The sequence below is a fragment of the Kribbella kalugense genome, assembly GCF_004365875.1.
GTDB classification, from domain to species: domain Bacteria; phylum Actinomycetota; class Actinomycetes; order Propionibacteriales; family Kribbellaceae; genus Kribbella; species Kribbella kalugense.
The window spans coordinates 2843285-2859630 of sequence record NZ_SODF01000001.1; the positions used below are offsets into that span (position 1 = coordinate 2843285).

General features: G+C 67.2%; 14 protein-coding genes. 4 read left to right on the forward strand and 10 right to left on the reverse strand.

The features are described 5' to 3' along the window. Positions 1–54 precede the first annotated feature (54 nt). The 8 genes from EV650_RS13290 to leuA form a co-directional block, all read right to left on the reverse strand. Positions 55–1512 (reverse strand): GNAT family N-acetyltransferase, encoded by a 1458-nt coding sequence (locus tag EV650_RS13290; RefSeq protein WP_134118770.1) that lies wholly within the window; start codon positions 1510–1512, stop codon positions 55–57. Between the two features lie 51 nt (positions 1513–1563). Further along, the gene (locus tag EV650_RS13295) at positions 1564–3423 is read right to left on the reverse strand and encodes an ABC transporter substrate-binding protein (protein ID WP_134118772.1); all 1860 of its coding nucleotides are present in this window, start codon (positions 3421–3423) and stop codon (positions 1564–1566) included. Between the two features lie 58 nt (positions 3424–3481). Then, positions 3482–3688, reverse strand: a complete 207-nt coding sequence (locus EV650_RS13300) for a hypothetical protein (protein WP_134118774.1) — start codon at positions 3686–3688, stop codon at positions 3482–3484. Further along, the gene (locus tag EV650_RS13305) at positions 3688–4737 is read right to left on the reverse strand and encodes an ABC transporter ATP-binding protein (RefSeq protein WP_134118776.1); all 1050 of its coding nucleotides are present in this window, start codon (positions 4735–4737) and stop codon (positions 3688–3690) included. Before EV650_RS13305 ends, EV650_RS13300 begins: the two co-directional genes overlap by 1 nt. After that, a complete protein-coding gene (locus tag EV650_RS13310) occupies positions 4734–5816 on the reverse strand; it encodes an ABC transporter ATP-binding protein (protein WP_238174181.1) in 1083 nt (360 codons plus the stop codon). Before EV650_RS13310 ends, EV650_RS13305 begins: the two co-directional genes overlap by 4 nt. A gap of 5 nt (positions 5817–5821) precedes the next feature. Beyond that, positions 5822–6718, reverse strand: coding sequence for an ABC transporter permease (locus tag EV650_RS13315; protein WP_134118778.1), 897 nt, complete (start codon positions 6716–6718; stop codon positions 5822–5824). A 4-nt stretch (positions 6719–6722) separates the two neighbouring features. Continuing rightward, complete coding sequence (locus EV650_RS13320; RefSeq protein WP_238174182.1) at positions 6723–7817, reverse strand: ABC transporter permease; 1095 nt, start codon at positions 7815–7817, stop codon at positions 6723–6725. A 258-nt stretch (positions 7818–8075) separates the two neighbouring features. Continuing rightward, positions 8076–9749, reverse strand: coding sequence for a 2-isopropylmalate synthase (gene leuA, locus EV650_RS13325; protein WP_202874699.1), 1674 nt, complete (start codon positions 9747–9749; stop codon positions 8076–8078). Between the two features lie 328 nt (positions 9750–10077). Between leuA and EV650_RS13330 the strand changes: the two genes are divergently transcribed. Together EV650_RS13330 and EV650_RS13335 are read left to right on the forward strand one after the other, a co-directional pair. Further along, on the forward strand, positions 10078–10740 hold the full coding sequence (locus EV650_RS13330) for a response regulator transcription factor (protein WP_134118782.1): 663 nt from the start codon (positions 10078–10080) through the stop codon (positions 10738–10740). Then, positions 10737–12149: a HAMP domain-containing sensor histidine kinase gene (locus EV650_RS13335; RefSeq protein ID WP_238174183.1), complete on the forward strand. Its 1413-nt coding sequence runs from the start codon at positions 10737–10739 to the stop codon at positions 12147–12149. Before EV650_RS13330 ends, EV650_RS13335 begins: the two co-directional genes overlap by 4 nt. 73 nt (positions 12150–12222) lie before the next feature. On the opposite strand, the gene EV650_RS13340 is transcribed toward EV650_RS13335, so the two are convergent. Continuing rightward, positions 12223–13473 carry a DUF1501 domain-containing protein gene (locus EV650_RS13340; RefSeq protein WP_134118784.1) on the reverse strand — a complete coding sequence of 417 codons (1251 nt, stop codon included), beginning with the start codon at positions 13471–13473 and terminating at the stop codon, positions 12223–12225. Positions 13474–13484: 11 nt separating this feature from the next. Next, positions 13485–14759, reverse strand: a complete 1275-nt coding sequence (locus EV650_RS13345) for a DUF1800 domain-containing protein (protein ID WP_134118786.1) — start codon at positions 14757–14759, stop codon at positions 13485–13487. A 112-nt stretch (positions 14760–14871) separates the two neighbouring features. Between EV650_RS13345 and EV650_RS13350 the strand changes: the two genes are divergently transcribed. Beyond that, on the forward strand, positions 14872–15657 hold the full coding sequence (locus EV650_RS13350; protein WP_202874494.1) for an EamA family transporter: 786 nt from the start codon (positions 14872–14874) through the stop codon (positions 15655–15657). 11 nt (positions 15658–15668) lie between these two features. Then, positions 15669–16316, forward strand: coding sequence for an alpha/beta fold hydrolase (locus EV650_RS13355; protein WP_166678104.1), 648 nt, complete (start codon positions 15669–15671; stop codon positions 16314–16316). Positions 16317–16346: the final 30 nt, after the last annotated feature.

Genomic DNA, 16346 nt, shown 5'->3' on the forward strand with positions numbered 1-16346 from the left:
TTAAGCCGCTTCGTTGCCGAGATCCCCTGTTCTCACAGACTTCGCACAGCCCTCTCACAATCCCAGCTGGGTCGGGGTACTCGGCGGTCCGGACTCCAGCAACTCTCGGATCAAGGTCGGTAGATTGCGGGGCGCGAAGCGGCCTTCGTGGGACTCCAACTCTGAGAGGGTCCACCACTGGATGGCGTGGAGGTTCTCGGCTCGGAGTTCGGTAGGGGTCATGGCGCCGGCCGGGGTGAAGTGGGGGGTGCGGATCAGGAAGTAGTCGTTGATGACGCCGTCGAAACCTTCAGCGTGGCCGTCGGCAACTACTTCCTGGTGCCAGACGTGTTGGGGGTCGGGGAAGCCTTCGAGGCCCACCTCTTCGACGAGTTCGCGGCGGAGCCCTTCGATCAGGGTCTCGCCGGCTTCGAGACCGCCGCCAGGGGTCGCCCACAGCGGGCCGTCGGCGAACTCGAACCGGACGAGCAGGATGCGCTCTTCCTCATCCACGATCACCGCACGGGCGGCGGGGCGTAGGTGCGGCAGGCGCAGTTCGAGTTCGCGGTGCTCTTCGACGGCACGGAAGCCGAAGCGGGCGTTGACCTTGCGCATCGGGGCGTTCGACAGCGCGGTCCAGGTGTGCAGGAAGCGTTGCGTCGTACGGTGTTTCGCCAGCTGCTCGAGGTTCGCCAGTTTCAGGTGCGTGCCGAGGTGATGACCGCGGTGCTCACGCAGTACCAGCGTGTCGTCCTGCTGCGCGTGCTCGGCGTCGGCCCGCGGCAGGTAGAGCAGCGTGTACCCGGCCGGCTCGCCCGCATCCGTGTGCGCCATCGTCACCAGCGCGAGGTAGTTCCGGTCGATCCGCGCCTCGCTGGCCTCCAGCTTGTCGACCGTCCACGGCACGACCTCGCGCGTCATGCCACCGGTCGGCACGTCCAGATCCATCGCCGTGTGCAGGTCGGCGTACGCCTGCTGATGCTCCGGCGGGCACACTCCAGCCCACGAGATCAGCTGATAGCCGTCGAGCCGCCCCACTCCCGACTGCAGCTCCTCGAGCCGCAGGTCGTCGTACGGCAGCGGTACGACGAGGTGCTCCTCGACATGCTCCACACCGAATCCGAGCCGTTCCGCGAAGGCAGCCCCCGGCCATGGCTCAGACGGTACGCCGAGCTCGGTCTGGACGATCGTCCGCCCGAGCTGGGCCGACCGCGTGACCGCCCACTGCCACAGCGCCGTACCGATCCCCCGTCGCCGATGCGCCAGGGGTACGTCGATCTCGGCCTCGACCGTGTCCAGGTTGTCGGTCAGCCGGTACTCGAACAGCATCCCACCGAGCACCCGGTCGTCTTCGAACGCGCCGACGGCGATCCGCTGCTTCAGCGGACTGGGGTTGCGCAGCGAGTAGCCGAGCGCCTCGCGGCCGACCACCAGGGCGGCCTCCCGGCCGGCTACCGCACCGGCCCGGAAGGCGTCGTACCACTCGTCGAACAGGGCCAGGTCGGCCGGGTCGATCTCGCGAACCAAGATCACCCGGCCGACCCAATCAGACAATCAGGTCAAAAGGCCAGTCGATATCTACTGTTAAACCGGCGCGACCTTGCCCTGGTACATGTACATGATCACGAAGTTGTCCGCGTACGGCGCGTTCTTCAGGATCGGGTCGTCGTCGGCCGGGAACTTCGCCACCCGGGTGCCCTCCAGCGCCGGGTTGTTACCGTACCGCTCCCAGAGCGGGATGATCGGCAGCAGTTCGTTGAAGGCCATCGCGGCAGCGGTGACGTTCGCCTTCTGCGCGTTCAGGTCCAGGCCCTGGGCCGACTTGTCCACCACGGACTGCAGGTCGATCGGACCCGCCGAGGTGGTCTGCTTGAGCGGGAAGTTCATTCCCTTGCCGCCGGAGTTCGCCGCGATCACGTAGTTGAACGTGTAGAGGTTCTGGACGAACGCGAAGTACGGGTGCGGGTGGTTCGAGGCGCCCCAGGTCTGGATGGCGAAGTCGAACTTGCCGGCCAGTACGTCGGGGTTGAGCTGGGTGAACGTGATGCCCCGCTTGGTGATGTTGAACCCGAACTTGTTCAGCTGGTCGGCCGCGTTGGTGGCGGCCGGGTTCCAGTCGGCGAACTCGGTCGGGAACTTGATGTCGTACGCGGCCGGCTTGCCGCTCGGCAGCATCCACTTGCTGCCGGACTTCTTCCAGCCCGCCGACTGCAGCAGCTGGGCGGCCTTGTCGAGGTCCTTCTCGTACGCGTTCAGCTTCTTCTGGTCCGCGTCGGAGATCCAGTCCGGTACGGAGATGTCGGAGAAGCCGGCCATGAACTTGCAGGGCTTGCCGGAGTCGCCGAGCGCGACGGTGCCGTTCTCGTTGCGGTCGAGGACGTACGCGATGGCCTGCCGCACCTTCGGGTCGGACAGCTCCGGGTGCGCGGTGAAGTTGAACACCAGCGCCGGACCGGAGTACACCGGCGGCCGGAGGATCCGGAAGCCGCTCGACTCCAGCGTCTTCTCGGTAGCCACCGCGAATCCGTGGGTCGCGTAGTCGACGTCCTTGTTCAGTACGACCGGCGTGACGTCGGAGGTCTCACCGTTGTACAGCAGAACCTTGCTGAAGCCGATCTTGTCGGCGAACAGGCCCTTGTCGTTCTTGACCAGCGTCATCTGCGCGTTGGTCATGTTCTTCGCGTCGAAGTTGAACGGCCCGGACACGACCGGGTTCTCCGGACGGAACTTCTGGAAGTCGCCGTTCAGCTGCTTGCCCTCGGCGCTGTCCAGGCTGGTCTTGGCCTTGCGCATCGTCTCGGCCTTGGTGGCCCATTCGCCGTACACCGAGTCGGGCATGATCGGCGCGCGGAGGATGTAGCGCTCCAGCACGGTGGACGGCGTACCGATGGTGAAGGTCACCGTGGTGTCGTCCTTGGCCGTGACGTCGGACAGGAACGTCCACGACTGCTGGCGCATCAGCCAGTGCAGGTTGAACGTCGACACGACGTCCTTGGCCGTGACCGGCTTGCCGTCGCTCCAGGTCAGCCCGGAACGCAGCTTCATCGTGTACGTCTTGGTCGCCTCGTCCAGCGTGCCGGACTCGGCCATCATCCATTCCCACTTCTTGTCGGCCCAGTAGTACAGGCCGCCGCTGGGGTAGACGAGGTCGAGGTACGGGCTCTGCTGCTGGATGCCGTCGGTGACACCGGCTGCCAGGTTGAAGTGACCCTTGGGCGGCAGCTGGTACGGGTACGCGCCGTGGAACTCCTTGTTGGCCGACTTGCTGCTGTCGGAGCTGCTGTTCGGGCTACTCGGCGAGCACGCCTCGAGGGAGCCGATGCCGGCCACGCCGACACCGGCGATGCCGAACAGCTGGAGCACGTGCCGGCGCGAGATCGCGTTCGTCCGGGGGTTCTCCCCCGGAAGGTTGGAGCCGGAATCGTTGGTGCCGGTGGGACTCATCCTTCGTCCTTTCTGATCTGACCGCACAGCTGTGTGCGGCCAGGCACTACTGGTTCGATTAATTGCCGCCCTCGCGTTTTTCCCGGCGCCGGGTCCAGACGACCCCGACGACGACCACCAGGCCCAGTAGCAGGCCCAAACACAAGGTGAACAAGGTGACGACGAACTCCGGGGTGCCCGGCGACAGCGTGAGCAGAAGTGCTCCGCTGGCCAGCACCAGGAACGCCGCCCAGCCGAGCGCCATCCGGCCGATCTGAGGACCCATCAGGCCACCGGTTCATCAGGCCGGACCTCCCCGGCGCCGTCGCGGGCGACCACGTGGCAGGCCGCCGACTGACCGGACCGTACTTCGACCAGCTCGGGGACCACGCCGTCGCAGAGGCCGTCCTCGAACTGCGGGCAGCGTGGGTGGAACGAGCACCCGCCCGGCAGGTGGGCCAGGCTCGGAATCTCCAGGCTGCGCAGCGTTTCGCGGCCCTTCGTCTTGGTCAGGTCGGGATCCGGTTCGGGGATCGCGTCGATCAGCGCCCGGGTGTAGGGATGCGTCGGCGCGTTGATGATCTTCGGCGTCGGGCCGAACTCGACGATCCGGCCCAGGTACATGACCGCGGTCTTGCCGTTCCAGCCGAAGTACTTCGCGATCGCCAGGTCGTGGGTGATGAACAGGAAGCCGACGCCGAGGTCGTCGCGCAGCCGGCCGAGCATCGCCAGCACGCTGATCCGGATCGACACGTCCAGCATCGAGGTCGACTCGTCCGCGATGATCAGCTTCGGATCGAGCGTGAGCGCGCGGGCGACCGCGACCCGCTGGCGCTGACCACCGGACAGCTGGTGCGGGTACTTCGGCAGGAAGTTCTCCGCCGGGGTCAGGTCGACCTTGGTGAGCAGCTCGACCGCCTTCTCGGCGGCCGCCTTCGAGCCCTTGACCACACCGTGCTTGAGCAGCGGAGCGGTGATCGTCTGCTGGATCGTCCGGGTCGGGTTCAGCGAGGCGTACGGGTCCTGGTGGACGTACTGGACGCTGCGCCGGAACGCGCCGAAGTCGTTCCGCTTCATCGACCAGATGTCGGTGCCGTCGAACGCGACCCGGCCACTCGTCGGCCGGGCCAGGCCGGCCGCCATCCGGGCGGCGGTGGTCTTGCCGGAGCCGCTCTCGCCGACCAGGCAGAGCACCTCACCGGGGTTGACCGACAGGTTGATCCCGTCGACCGCCCGAATCGGCCCGGCCTTGGTGTCGAACACCTGGCTGACACCGTCCAGCGTCATCAACGGCGTACGGGTCTCGGCCACTGGGGCTTCCTCGAGTGCGCTCATGATGCGGTCCCCAGCTTCTCGTTCGGCACGCTGCGGTCGAGGTGGACGTCCTTGGAGTGGATGCAGGCCACGTCGTGGGCGCTGCCCTCCTCGTCGGTGATCGGGATCAGCGGCGGCTCGGCCTCTTTGCACTCGTCGGTGACGAACTTGCACCGCGGACTGAACGTGCAGCCCTTCGGCAGCGCGGCCAGGCTCGGCGGTCCACCCGGGATCGACTCGAGGTCCGGCAGGTCGCCGACGATCGGCGGCACGGCCTTGATCAGGCCGAGCGTGTACGGGTGCCGGGGCCGGTAGAACAGGTCCCGGACCCCACCGGTCTCGACGAGACGTCCGGCGTACATGGTGGCGACGCGGTCGGCGAGCTCAGCGGCCAGCGACAGGTCGTGGGAGATGAAGATCATCGAGAACCCAAGCCGCTCGCGCACCTCGTGCAGTACGTCGACGATCGACCGCTGGGTGAGGATGTCGAGCGCGGTGGTCGGCTCGTCCAGGATCAGTACTTCGGGATCGAGCAGCAGGCTCATCGCGATCAGCACGCGCTGCCGCATACCGCCGGAGAGCTCGTGCGGGTAGCAGTCCATCACCCGCTCGGGCTCGAGCCGCACCAGCCGAAGCAGCTCGCCGGCGCGTTCCTCGATCTCCTGGCGGGTCGCCTTGGTGTGCGCACGCATCGTGTCGTGCATGTGCGCGCGGATCTTCAGCACCGGGTTGAACGCGTTCATCGCGCCCTGGAACACCATCGCCGCGTCCCGCCAGCGGAAGTGCCGCAGGTCGCGGCCGTCCAGGCCGAGTACGTCGATCTCGGTGCCGTCGCCGCGGTTGAACATCACCTTGCCGCTGGCGTGACCCAGCCGCGGCAGCAGCCGGAGCAGGCCGAGCCCGAACGTCGTCTTGCCGCAGCCGCTCTCCCCGACCAGGGCAAGGCTCTCGCCCGGGTAGAGATCGAGGTCGACGCCGCGGACCGCCTGCACGGTGGCGCCCGCACCGGTGCGGTACTCGACCTTGAAGTCGCGGACCGACAGCAGTGGTTTGCCCTGTCCTCCGCGCACAGCGCGGGGTGTTCCCGAAGTAGTCGTCACCGTGCTCACCGGTCCCGGAGGCGCGGGTTGAGGATCTCTTCGAGGGATCGAGTCATCATCACCAATCCGAGCAGCAGCAGGATGATCGCGACAATCGGGCTGAGGATCCAGGCCAGACTGTTGTCGTTGAAGATCGCTCCGGCGATCCAGGCGCGGTTGAGCATGATGCCCCAGTTCGACCCGGTCAGCGGCGCCAGGCCGAGCAGGTAGAGGCCGACCAGCTGGTAGATCGCGTTCGTCACGCCGATCATGAAGTTCATCAGGATGAAGCTGGCCATGTTCGGCAGGATCTCGACGAACACCACTCGCGGCGTACCGAGATCCAGCAGTCGCGCGGCTTCGACGAACTCGCGTTCCTTCAGCGAGAACACCTGGGCCCGGACGGCCCGGGTCAGCACCGGCCAGGACAGGCCGCCGACCAGCAGGGCGAGCAGGACGGGCGAGTCGAGCTTGAAGAACGCGCCCAGGACCGCCAGCAGGACGATCTGCGGAACCGTCAGGAAGACGTCGGCCAGCGTGACGACCACCGAGTCGACCCAGCCGCCGAGGTAGGCGGCCAGCGAGCCGAGCACGATCGCCAGCGCGGTGGAGATCGCCGCGGCGACGAAGCCGACGAAGATCACCGTCCGGCCGCCGCTGATCATCTGGATCAGGACGTCCTTGCCCTCGTTGTCGGTGCCGAGCAGGTGGCCGGACGTCCCGGCCGGGAGCAGGATCTCCTTGACGTTCGGCGCCACGTCGGGCGTGAAGAACGGTCCGATCGCGCTGATCAAGATCAGCAGGGCGACGATGACGAAGCCGATGAAGCCGGCCGGGCTGCGCCGCAGCGAGTTGAGGATGCCGGCGAACCGGGATACGCCGGTGGTGCCGATCGCGGTGACGGGGATAGTTGCCTCGGTCATCTCGTCACCCCTTGCCCTGGACCCGGATCCGCGGATCCAGCCGGCTGTAGAGAATGTCGGCGAGCAGGTTGGCGGCCACCACGGAGACCGTGACGACCAGGAAGATCCCCTGCAGTACGGCGTAGTCGCGGCCGTTGACCGCGTTGAACAGGCTGAACCCGATGCCCTGGTAGCCGAAGATCTTCTCCACGAAGATCGAGCCGCCGACGACGAATCCGAGCGACACCGCGAGCTGGCTGAACAGGGGCAGTACGGCGTTACGTCCGACGTACCCGTTCCTGATCCTGGAGTCGGACAGGCCGCGGGCTCGCGCCACCGTCACGTAGTCCTCACCGAGCGTCTCCACCGTCGACGACTTCATCACCAGCGCCCAGGAGCCGACCGTGGTCAGTGTGTAGGCGAGGATCGGCAGCATCGCGTGGTAGAAGATGTCGTTCAGGAAGGCCAGGCTGAACGACGGGTGCACGCCCGGTGTGTACGATCCGCGCGCCTCGGTGAGGTTGAACCATTGCAGTTTCACCCCGAGGAAGACGACGATCAGGATCGCCAGGATGTAGTTCGGGATCGCGTGCAGCAGCGCGCCGATCGAGGTGAGCAGATGGTCGACCCAGGTTTCGCGCCGGTACGCCATCAGCATGCCCGCGGCGATGCCGATGATGAAGCTGAACACCGTGGCCACGCCGACCGAGAACAGCGTCCACGGCAGGTAGGTCTTGATGACCGAGGCAACGGTCGTGCCCGGTGACAGCGCCGAGTTGCCGAAGTCGCCGTGCAGCAGGTTCAGCATGTACGTGCCGTACTGCGAGATCAGCGGGGCGTTCGGATCCAGCGAGAACAGGTTCTTCGCCTGCGCCGCGGCCGCCTCGTACGAGATGCCGGTCTGCGCGATCTGGGTCTGGATGTAGGTGTCGACCGGGTTACCCGGCAGCAGCCGCACCAGGAAGAACGTCCCGGTGGTGACGATGAAGATGGTCAAGACTGCCTTGAAGAGTCTTCGCACCAGCCAGGCGTTGAAGAAGCGACGGGCAGCCGAGGGTCTCGGTTCGACAACCGGCCCTTCGATCAGCTCCGACGCGGGTGTCTCGACCGCACCGCTCACTGCTCACCTCCACGCGACTACCAGGGAAAGTCGGTGTCGCAGATCCTCAACAACGCGATTTAGTAACACTGTCTTGCAAGGATCTGCGCATAGTGACGACAGTGTGCGCAACCCCAGTCATCGAGTCAACGTCTTGAGGCAACGTTGAGACAACGGTGAGACAACGTTGCGGACCGTGACGTCACCGTATCGGCGTGTACAGGAATTGCCCGCCTCCGACACGGAGACGGGCAATTCAGGGTAAAGATTCGGCTGCTGTTAGCGAGTGGCGCGGTTGACAGCGGACACGACAGCCTTCAACGAGGCTGTGAGAATGTTGGCGTCCCGGCCGACACCCCAGAAGACGTCGTCGCCGACCTCGCACTCGACGTACGCCGCGGCGAGCGCGTCGCCGCCGGCGGAAAGCGCGTGCTCGTGGTAGTCCAGCACCCGTACGTCGTACTTCAGCGGCTTGATCGCATCGACGAACGCCGACACCGGACCGTTGCCTTCACCAACCAGTTCGTGCGGCACGCCATTGGAATAGACCTGAACGCGGAGCTGGTCGCCCTGGCCCTCACCGGAGGTCGAGTTCACGCTCAGCAGCGACAGCTTGCCCGGGGCAAGGTACTCGGCCGCGAAGATGTCCCACATCTGCTGTGGGCCGACCTCGCCGCCCTCGTTGTCGGTATGCTGCTGGATCACCCGGCTGAACTCGATCTGCAGCCGGCGCGGCAGGTCGAGCCGGTGCTCCGACTTCATCATGTACGCGACGCCGCCCTTGCCGGACTGCGAGTTGACCCGGATGACGGCTTCGTAGCTGCGACCGACGTCCTTCGGGTCGATCGGCAGGTACGGCGCCTCCCAGGTGATCTCGGAGACCGGCTTGCCCTCGGCCGCGGCCTGCTTGTCCAGCGCCTCCAGGCCCTTCTTGATCGCGTCCTGGTGCGACCCGGAGAAAGCGGTGTAGACCAGGTCACCGGAGTACGGCTGCCGCTCGGGTACGCGCATCTGCGTGCAGTACTCGACCGTACGGCGGATCTCGTCGATGTCGGAGAAGTCGATCTGCGGGTCGATGCCCTGGCTGAACAGGTTCATCCCCAGCGTGACCAGGTCGACGTTGCCGGTCCGCTCACCGTGGCCGAACAGGCAGCCCTCGACCCGATCGGCCCCTGCCATCAGCGCCAGCTCGGTCGCGGCCACCGCCGTACCGCGGTCGTTGTGCGGGTGCAAGCTGATCGCGCTGTGCTCGCGCCGGGTCAGGTGCCGGCCGAACCACTCGATCTGGTCGGCGTACACGTTCGGCGTACACATCTCGACCGTGGCCGGCAGGTTCAGGATGATTTCGCGGCCCTCGCTCGGCTGCCACTGGTCGCTGACCGCTTCGCAGACCTCGAGCGCGAACTCCAGCTCCGTGCCGGTGAAGATCTCCGGGCTGTACTGGTAGCCGAACTCGCAGTCGCCCAGCATGTCGTCGGCGTACTTCATCACCGTCTCGGTGCCGCGGACCGCGATGTTCAGGCACTCGGCCTTGTCCACGTTGAAGACGACCCGGCGGAACAGCGGCGCGGTCGCGTTGTAGAGGTGGATGGTGGCCTTCGGCGAGCCCTGCAGCGACTGCACGGTCCGCTCGATCAGCTCCTCGCGCGCCTGGGTCAGCACCGAGATCGTCACGTCGTCCGGGATCGCGTCGCCCTCGATCAGGCTGCGGACGAAGTCGAAGTCGTACTGGCTGGCGCTCGGGAAACCGACCTCGATCTCCTTGTAGCCCATGCTCACCAGCAGGTCGAACATCCGCCGCTTGCGGGCCGGCGACATCGGCTCGACCAGCGCCTGGTTGCCGTCGCGGAGGTCGGTGGACAGCCAGCGCGGGGTGTGATCGACGGACTTGGCCGGCCAGGTGCGGTCGGGCAGCTCGATCGGCGGGAACGCGCGGTAGCGGTGGGTCGGCATACCGGACGGCTGCTGGACGGGCTTGGGCTGATTCTTCGGTGCCACGGGGGTTCTCCTCGGAAGACGTCTACTGCACAGGGTCGCTGGACGACCGGCGTACGACGAAACTCCGCGGCGAGGAACCGGCCTTGTCAGGCCTCGCCGCGGCAGCGAAGGAGGAGAAGCTGGTGCCGCATGATGCCTGTGAGTCTATGCACAACTCCCCCGGGCCGTCGAACCGGGGGTCTCGACGGCCGAGACGGAGAGTGACGGGATCCTCGCTGAGGATGTGCTGAAGATTCCGTCCGGTCGCCGGAGAGCGACCGGTGGGCGGTGCGAGGATGGCCGGATGACGGCGCGAGTGCTCGTGGTGGAGGACGCGGAGCCGATCCGGACCGCCGTCGGCATCGCGCTGACCGAGGCCGGGCACACGGTGCGGACCCGGCCTGACGGGGACGGCTTCGAGCGGGAGCTGGCGGAGTACCGGCCGGATCTGGTGTTGCTCGACGTGATGCTGCCCGGCCGGGACGGGTTCGACCTGCTGACGGTCGCGCGGGAGACGTCGAACGCCGGGGTCATCCTGCTGACCGCGCGCGACGCCGTCGAGGATCGGCTGCACGGGCTGCGGACCGGTGCGGACGATTACGTGGTGAAGCCGTTCGTGCTGGCCGAGCTGATCGCGCGAGTAGAAGCAGTACTACGGCGGATGGGCCGGCTGCGGACCGTCCTCGCGGTCGGCGATCTCGAGGTCGACGTCGAGGCGCGCGCGGTCCGCCGGGGCGGGACGGCGATCGAGTTGACCGCGACCGAGTTCAAGCTGCTCGCGTTCCTCGCCGGGCGGGACGGGAAGGTGGTCGGCAAGACGCAGTTGCTGACCGCGATCTGGGGGTACGACGACTACGCGGACAACCTGGTCGAGGTCCACGTCAGCGGGCTCCGGCGGAAGCTGGAGGCACACGGACCGCGGCTGCTGCACACGGTCCGCGGTTCCGGATACGTGCTGCGCCCATGAGTGGACTGCGTACCGCGTCGCTGCGGGTCCGGGTGACGTTGACGGCGATCGCCGTACTGCTGGTCGTGCTGCCGATCACCGGGCTGACGGTAAAGGCGGTGTTCGACGCTCAGGCCGAGCGCAGTCTCGACTCGCTGCTGACCGGGCGCGCTCAGCTGGCCCAGCAGCTCGCGCGGCAGAATGTTGCCCCTAGCAACTTGGTACGCCGGGTTGACGCCGACGGGGTCCGGGTCACGCTGACCTTGCGGAACGGGCGGCAGTTGGGAGCACCTCCGATCGATCCCGGCGGGACTGTTCGTCAGGTGAAGGCGACTCTGCAGGCTGGACAGCAGACGAAGGGCGCGACGTTGCTGCTGTCCGCCGACACCGGTCTGCTGGCGACCGCGAGCTCACGGCTGCGCACGGTGTTGTTGATCTCGGGTGCTGCGGCGATCTTGATTACGGCGCTCGCTTTGGTGATCGGGATGCGCTTCGCGCTGGCGCCGCTGGATGCGATGACTGGACTGGCCCGATCGATCGCCGCTGGTCGTCGGGGCGAACGGTTGCAACCCGAGCGAGCAGACACCGAACTCGGGCGCACAGCAGCCGCCTTCGACGAAATGCTCGACGCCCTGGAAGGCGCCGAGGAATCCGCCCGCCGCTCGGAGGGGATCGCCCGGGAAGCCGAGGATGTCGCACGGCGGTCGGAGGATCGGATGCGGGAGTTCGTCGCGGACGCGGCGCATGAGCTGCGCACGCCTGTCGCTGGCCTGCAAACAGCTGCCGAAACTCTTATCCAGCTAGGGCCTCAGGCTTCGGCTGAGCGGCGTGAGGAGCTTGAGCTGTTGCTGGTCCGGGAGTCGCACCGGGCCGGGACGCTGGTTGCCGACCTGCTGGAGTTGAGTCGCATCGACGCCGGCCTGCAGTTGCAGCTCGTGCCCGTCGACCTCCGCGACCTCGCGGACGCTCAGGCCGCGCGGCTCCGGTTGGTCGCTCCCGAGCTGAACGTCGAAGTACACGGCTCCGCGACCGTCGCGGCCGACCCCGAACGCCTCACCCAGGTCCTCGCCAACCTCGTCGACAACGCCCGCCAAGCCGGCGCCCACTCCGTCCGGATCACCATCGCGAGCCGGGAGCTGCCCGCACAGCCGACCGCCGGCGACCACGGACTGCCCGACGTCGCCTTCACCGAGGTCCTGGTCGAGGACGACGGTCCCGGCGTACCGCCGCCTGCCCGCGAACGCATCTTCGCCCGCCTGGTCCACGGCCCCCACAGCAAAGGCGCCGGCCTAGGCCTGGCCATCGCCCGAGGCCTAGCCCAAGCCCACGGCGGCAACCTGACTGTCGGCGACCGGCAAGACGGCAAACCCGGCGCTGCCTTCCACCTCCACCTCCCGCCACCACCCCCGACCGGCAAACCCTCCACCTGAGTGGGCATCCCCTGAGTTGGAGGGTTGCCCACTCAGATTTTCAGTGGGCAACCCTCCAGGTGAAGGGGCAACCTCAGGCCCGGAGGAGGCCGTCGATGGTCGTTTGGTGGCCGGCGAGGATTTGGGCCGGGTCGGCGCCCAGGACTTGGTGGAGGACGGTGGCGTAGACGTCGCGGAAGTCGGTGCCGGCTTTCAGGTCGCCGTTCGACAAGTCCGTCAGGCTCGGTTGCTGGCCGAAGAATCCGCCCGAGACCTTCTCGCCGAGGACGAAGACCGGGCCGGCGGTGCCGTGGTCGGTGCCGTCGCTGCCGTTCGCCTGGACGCGGCGGCCGAACTCGGAGTACACCAGCACGACCGCGTTCTTTCCGCGGTCCGTCTTCTGCAGCCGCTGTACGAACGGTGTCAGCGCGCCGTCCAGTTCGGTCAGTAGCCGTTCCTGCGTACCGCGTTCATCTGCATGGGTATCGAATCCGCCGAGCGATGCGGAGTACGCCCGGGTTGGTACGCCGGCCTCGATCAGCCCCGCGATCAGTTCGAGCTGCGCGCCGAGCTGGGACGCACCGCCGGCGGACGCGCCCTTGGTGCGCTCCTCGTCGTCATCGTCCTCCTGCTCGTGCCCGCTCTTGACCGCCTTGCCCAGCACCTGCGTCGCGTTCTGCAGATCCAGGACGGACTTGGCCGCGCGCGCCTGCCAATGTCCCTCCCCCGGACTCGGCTTGCCCAGCGCGGCGTACGCCGTACCCAATGCACCGCCCGGCAACGACAACCCGCGCAACGGCAACGACGCCGCGGCGGTGGTCTCGCCCGCCAGCAACGGCGGAAGTGTCGGCTCGACAGAGACCGCTCGCAGCGGATCGGCGCCGGTCGCGTCGAGCCAGCGTCCGAGCCAGCCGGTTGGGATCGGCGACTTCGGCGACGCCGTCTGCCAGATCGCCATCGACCGGAAGTGGCTGCGATCGGGGTCCGGGTAGCCGACCCCGCGCACGATCGCGAGCCGCTTGTCGTCCCACAACCCCTTCAGGCCCTTCATCCCCGGGTTCAACCCAAGCCCTTCGCCGAGGTCGAGCACCTCGTTCTCGTGGTACGCCAGGTCCGGCCGCGCCTTCTGGTACGCCGGATCGGCCGCCGGGACGACTGTGTTGAGTCCGTCGTTCCCGCCGTACAAGGTGATGACGACAAGCACCGACTGGTCGCTCGGCAGCGGATCGTCGACAGCCGCGGCCATCAGGTCCGACCAGTTCACCTGCGTCGCACCGGCCGCCAGGGCACCGGCCGCGGTCACCCCACTGAGTGCCAGGAACCGCCGTCTCGTCACGTTGTCCATGGGTCCTCCACTCATCCGCTCACGACGTATTCGGGGGAACAGGCGGCGACCGCGACCAGCTGCGCAGGATCCTTCAGGCCGGCCAACGCGGTCTTGGTCCGTTCGGACCAGCCGTCGACTCCGAGCAGCGCCGCGACGTCCTCTTCGTTCTTGACGGCTGACAGCTCGGCCTTCTTCGCCAGTTGTTGCGCGAGCTGCAGCCGGGTCACTCCGGCCGACGTCGTCAGCCAGCTCGCACCGGCCGGCCAACCGCCGACGCTCGGCGGGCGGTACGGCAACTGGCCCATGCCGCGCAGCCCGGCGAGCAGCTTGGTCTGCTCCTTCTCCTCCAGCTTCGACGGCCGGAGTCGCAGCGCCCGCAGCAATCCGACCGCCCACTCCACCGGCTGCTTCACCAGACTCGACTCCGGATCCTTGAACGCCGCCTCGCCAACCATTGCCATCAGCAACGACCTGACATCACGATTCACGCCGTACGCCGCACTCAGCCGAGCGACCGTGGCCGCATCGGGCGGCGTCGCCGACACCAGCCGGAACCACAGCCGGCCGATCACGAACCCGGCGGACGCGGGCTGCGCGAGGGTGAGATTCGCGAAACCCTTCGCGTCGAAGTCGCCGGTCTTGCCGAGCACGGTCTTGGTGCCGGAGTCGAACCGCTTCCGTTGAAAGGTCGCGACGTCCTTGCGCAGCACCCAACCGGTGAGGCAACGAGCAGCCTGGGCGACGTCGGCCTCCTGGTAGTGGCCGATGCCGAGGGTGAACAGCTCCATGAACTCGCGGGCCAGGTTCTCGTTCGGCGACCCCTTGCGGTTCTTCTGACCGTCCAACCATCGGATCGTCGCACTGTCGACAATCATCGCCTGGGCCAGATCGCCGAACCGGCCGAGTGCGAGCCGGCGCTGGGTCTGGTTCTGCGCCAGCATCCAGGCCGCGTTGCGGACCTTCTGGTTGCTGGTCGCGAAATGGCCGTGCCAGAACCAGGTCAGCCGCTCGCCGGCGGTCCGGCTGACCACCATCCGGTCCAGCCACCACAGCGTCAGCTTGCGCTCCTGCGCGGCCCGCTGTTTGTTCGCGGCCTTCTTCGCATCCTTGTCCTGCTTCTTCGCCGCGGTCGGCGGCTCAAGGCCGGTCGGCGGGGACAGCGCAGCAGCCGCCGCGTCCGTCAGCGGACCGAGCAGGCGCCGGACGGTCGCGTCGACGCCGGCTTCCAGGTCGCCAGGTGCCGGCCCGAATCCGAACCGATCGTTCAGGCGCCGCACCACGGCCCGTTCGCTGATCTCGGTCATGTCCCGATGGTTTCCAGTCGACGCCCGGCAGACCAGGATCTGCGGTCCTTCTTCAGCGGATCCACAGGTCCGGGTAGACAGCGTCTATCGACATCCTGTAGACACTGTCTACGTGATCGCTCTTGGCTTGCTGACGGCCTCCGCCGGTTGTCACGCGGCGTGGAACCTGCTGCTGAAGCGAGGCGGTCTGGGTGGTCCGGCGTTCGTCTGGCTGTGCGGACTGCTGACGCTGCCGATCTCGGTCGTTCTGCTCGTCCGCGGATCGCTCACAACGGTCTGGTGGGCCGGACTGGTCAGCATGCTGCTGCACACGACGTACGCCGTGACTCTGCAGAAGGCCTACTCGTTCGGGGAGTTCTCGACTGTCTACTCGGTGAGCCGCGGCACCGCTCCGGCATTGGTGGCGGTGGCAACGATGGGCACTCGCGTGTTTGCTGGGGCTGCCTTGGTGCTTGTCGGCGTCCTGCTGATGGAGCGCCCGCACTCGCGTAGACCGGCTCGCGGCGTCGTACTCGGACTGGCGGTCGCCACGTGCACAGCGGCGTACACGCTCTGGGACGGGTTCGCCGTCAGTTCGTTGCACGTCGACCTGCTGACGTACCTCGCGGTGGCGAATGTGGCTCAGGTCGTCGTGCTGTCGGCCGTCGTAAGTGATCGGCGCAAGGCTCTACAGAACTGGCGACAGGCCTTGCCGATCGCAGTGCTGATGCCGGCCAGCTACGGACTTGTCTTGGTCGCGTTGTCGGTCGCATCGGTCGGCACCGTAGCGATCGGTCGCTCGCTGAACGTCGTCGTCGGTGTGCTGCTAGGAGTCGTCGTACTGCACGAGCGACTCAACCGGTCCCGGGTCATCGGGCTGGCCACCATGGTCGGTGGCGTCCTGCTGGTGAGTGTTTGAGAGGAGCGTTGGTGAAGGATCTGGTGTGTTTGCACGCTGGTACGAGCGGGCCGGCGACGTGGAAGCGCTTCGTACCTGAGTTCGAGGAGCTCGGGTATCGGGTGCACTGCCCGACGTTGTTGGGACATGGCGCAGCTCCGCGACGCCGCCCGTATTTGCTCGAAGACTTCCGGGATCAGGTGCTGGGTGAGCTGGACGGGTTGGACCGGGTGACGTTCGTCGGGAACTCGCTCGGCGCGTTCGTGGCGAGCGCGGTTGCGGTCGCAGTCCCGGATCGGGTCGAGCGGCTGGTACTCGAAGAGCTGCCGGTGCCACCGCGGGACACTCGAGACGGTGAACCGACGGTCCGATCGATGCCGGCGTTGGCGTTGCTGGTCGCTGGTTGGTTGAGCCGACGCCGCTGCGATCCGGTGTTGCTGCGCGACGTCATCGCGGACCTTCGACGGCCGCAGCCAGAGTGGTGGGCCGGGATGGCCACAGTGGAGGCGCCGACGCTGTTGCTGGCGGGCGGGCCGAAGAGTCATCTGGACCAGACGCGGTTCGAACTGGTCGCGGACCAACTGCCGGCCGCAACGGTCATGACGATCGAGGCCGGGCACCGGATCCACAGCCGCGCGCCGGAGCGTTGGCTGGCTGCGGTCCGCGGATTCCTGGGGTGACTTGCGTTCAAGGGCACTTGAAATTTTAAG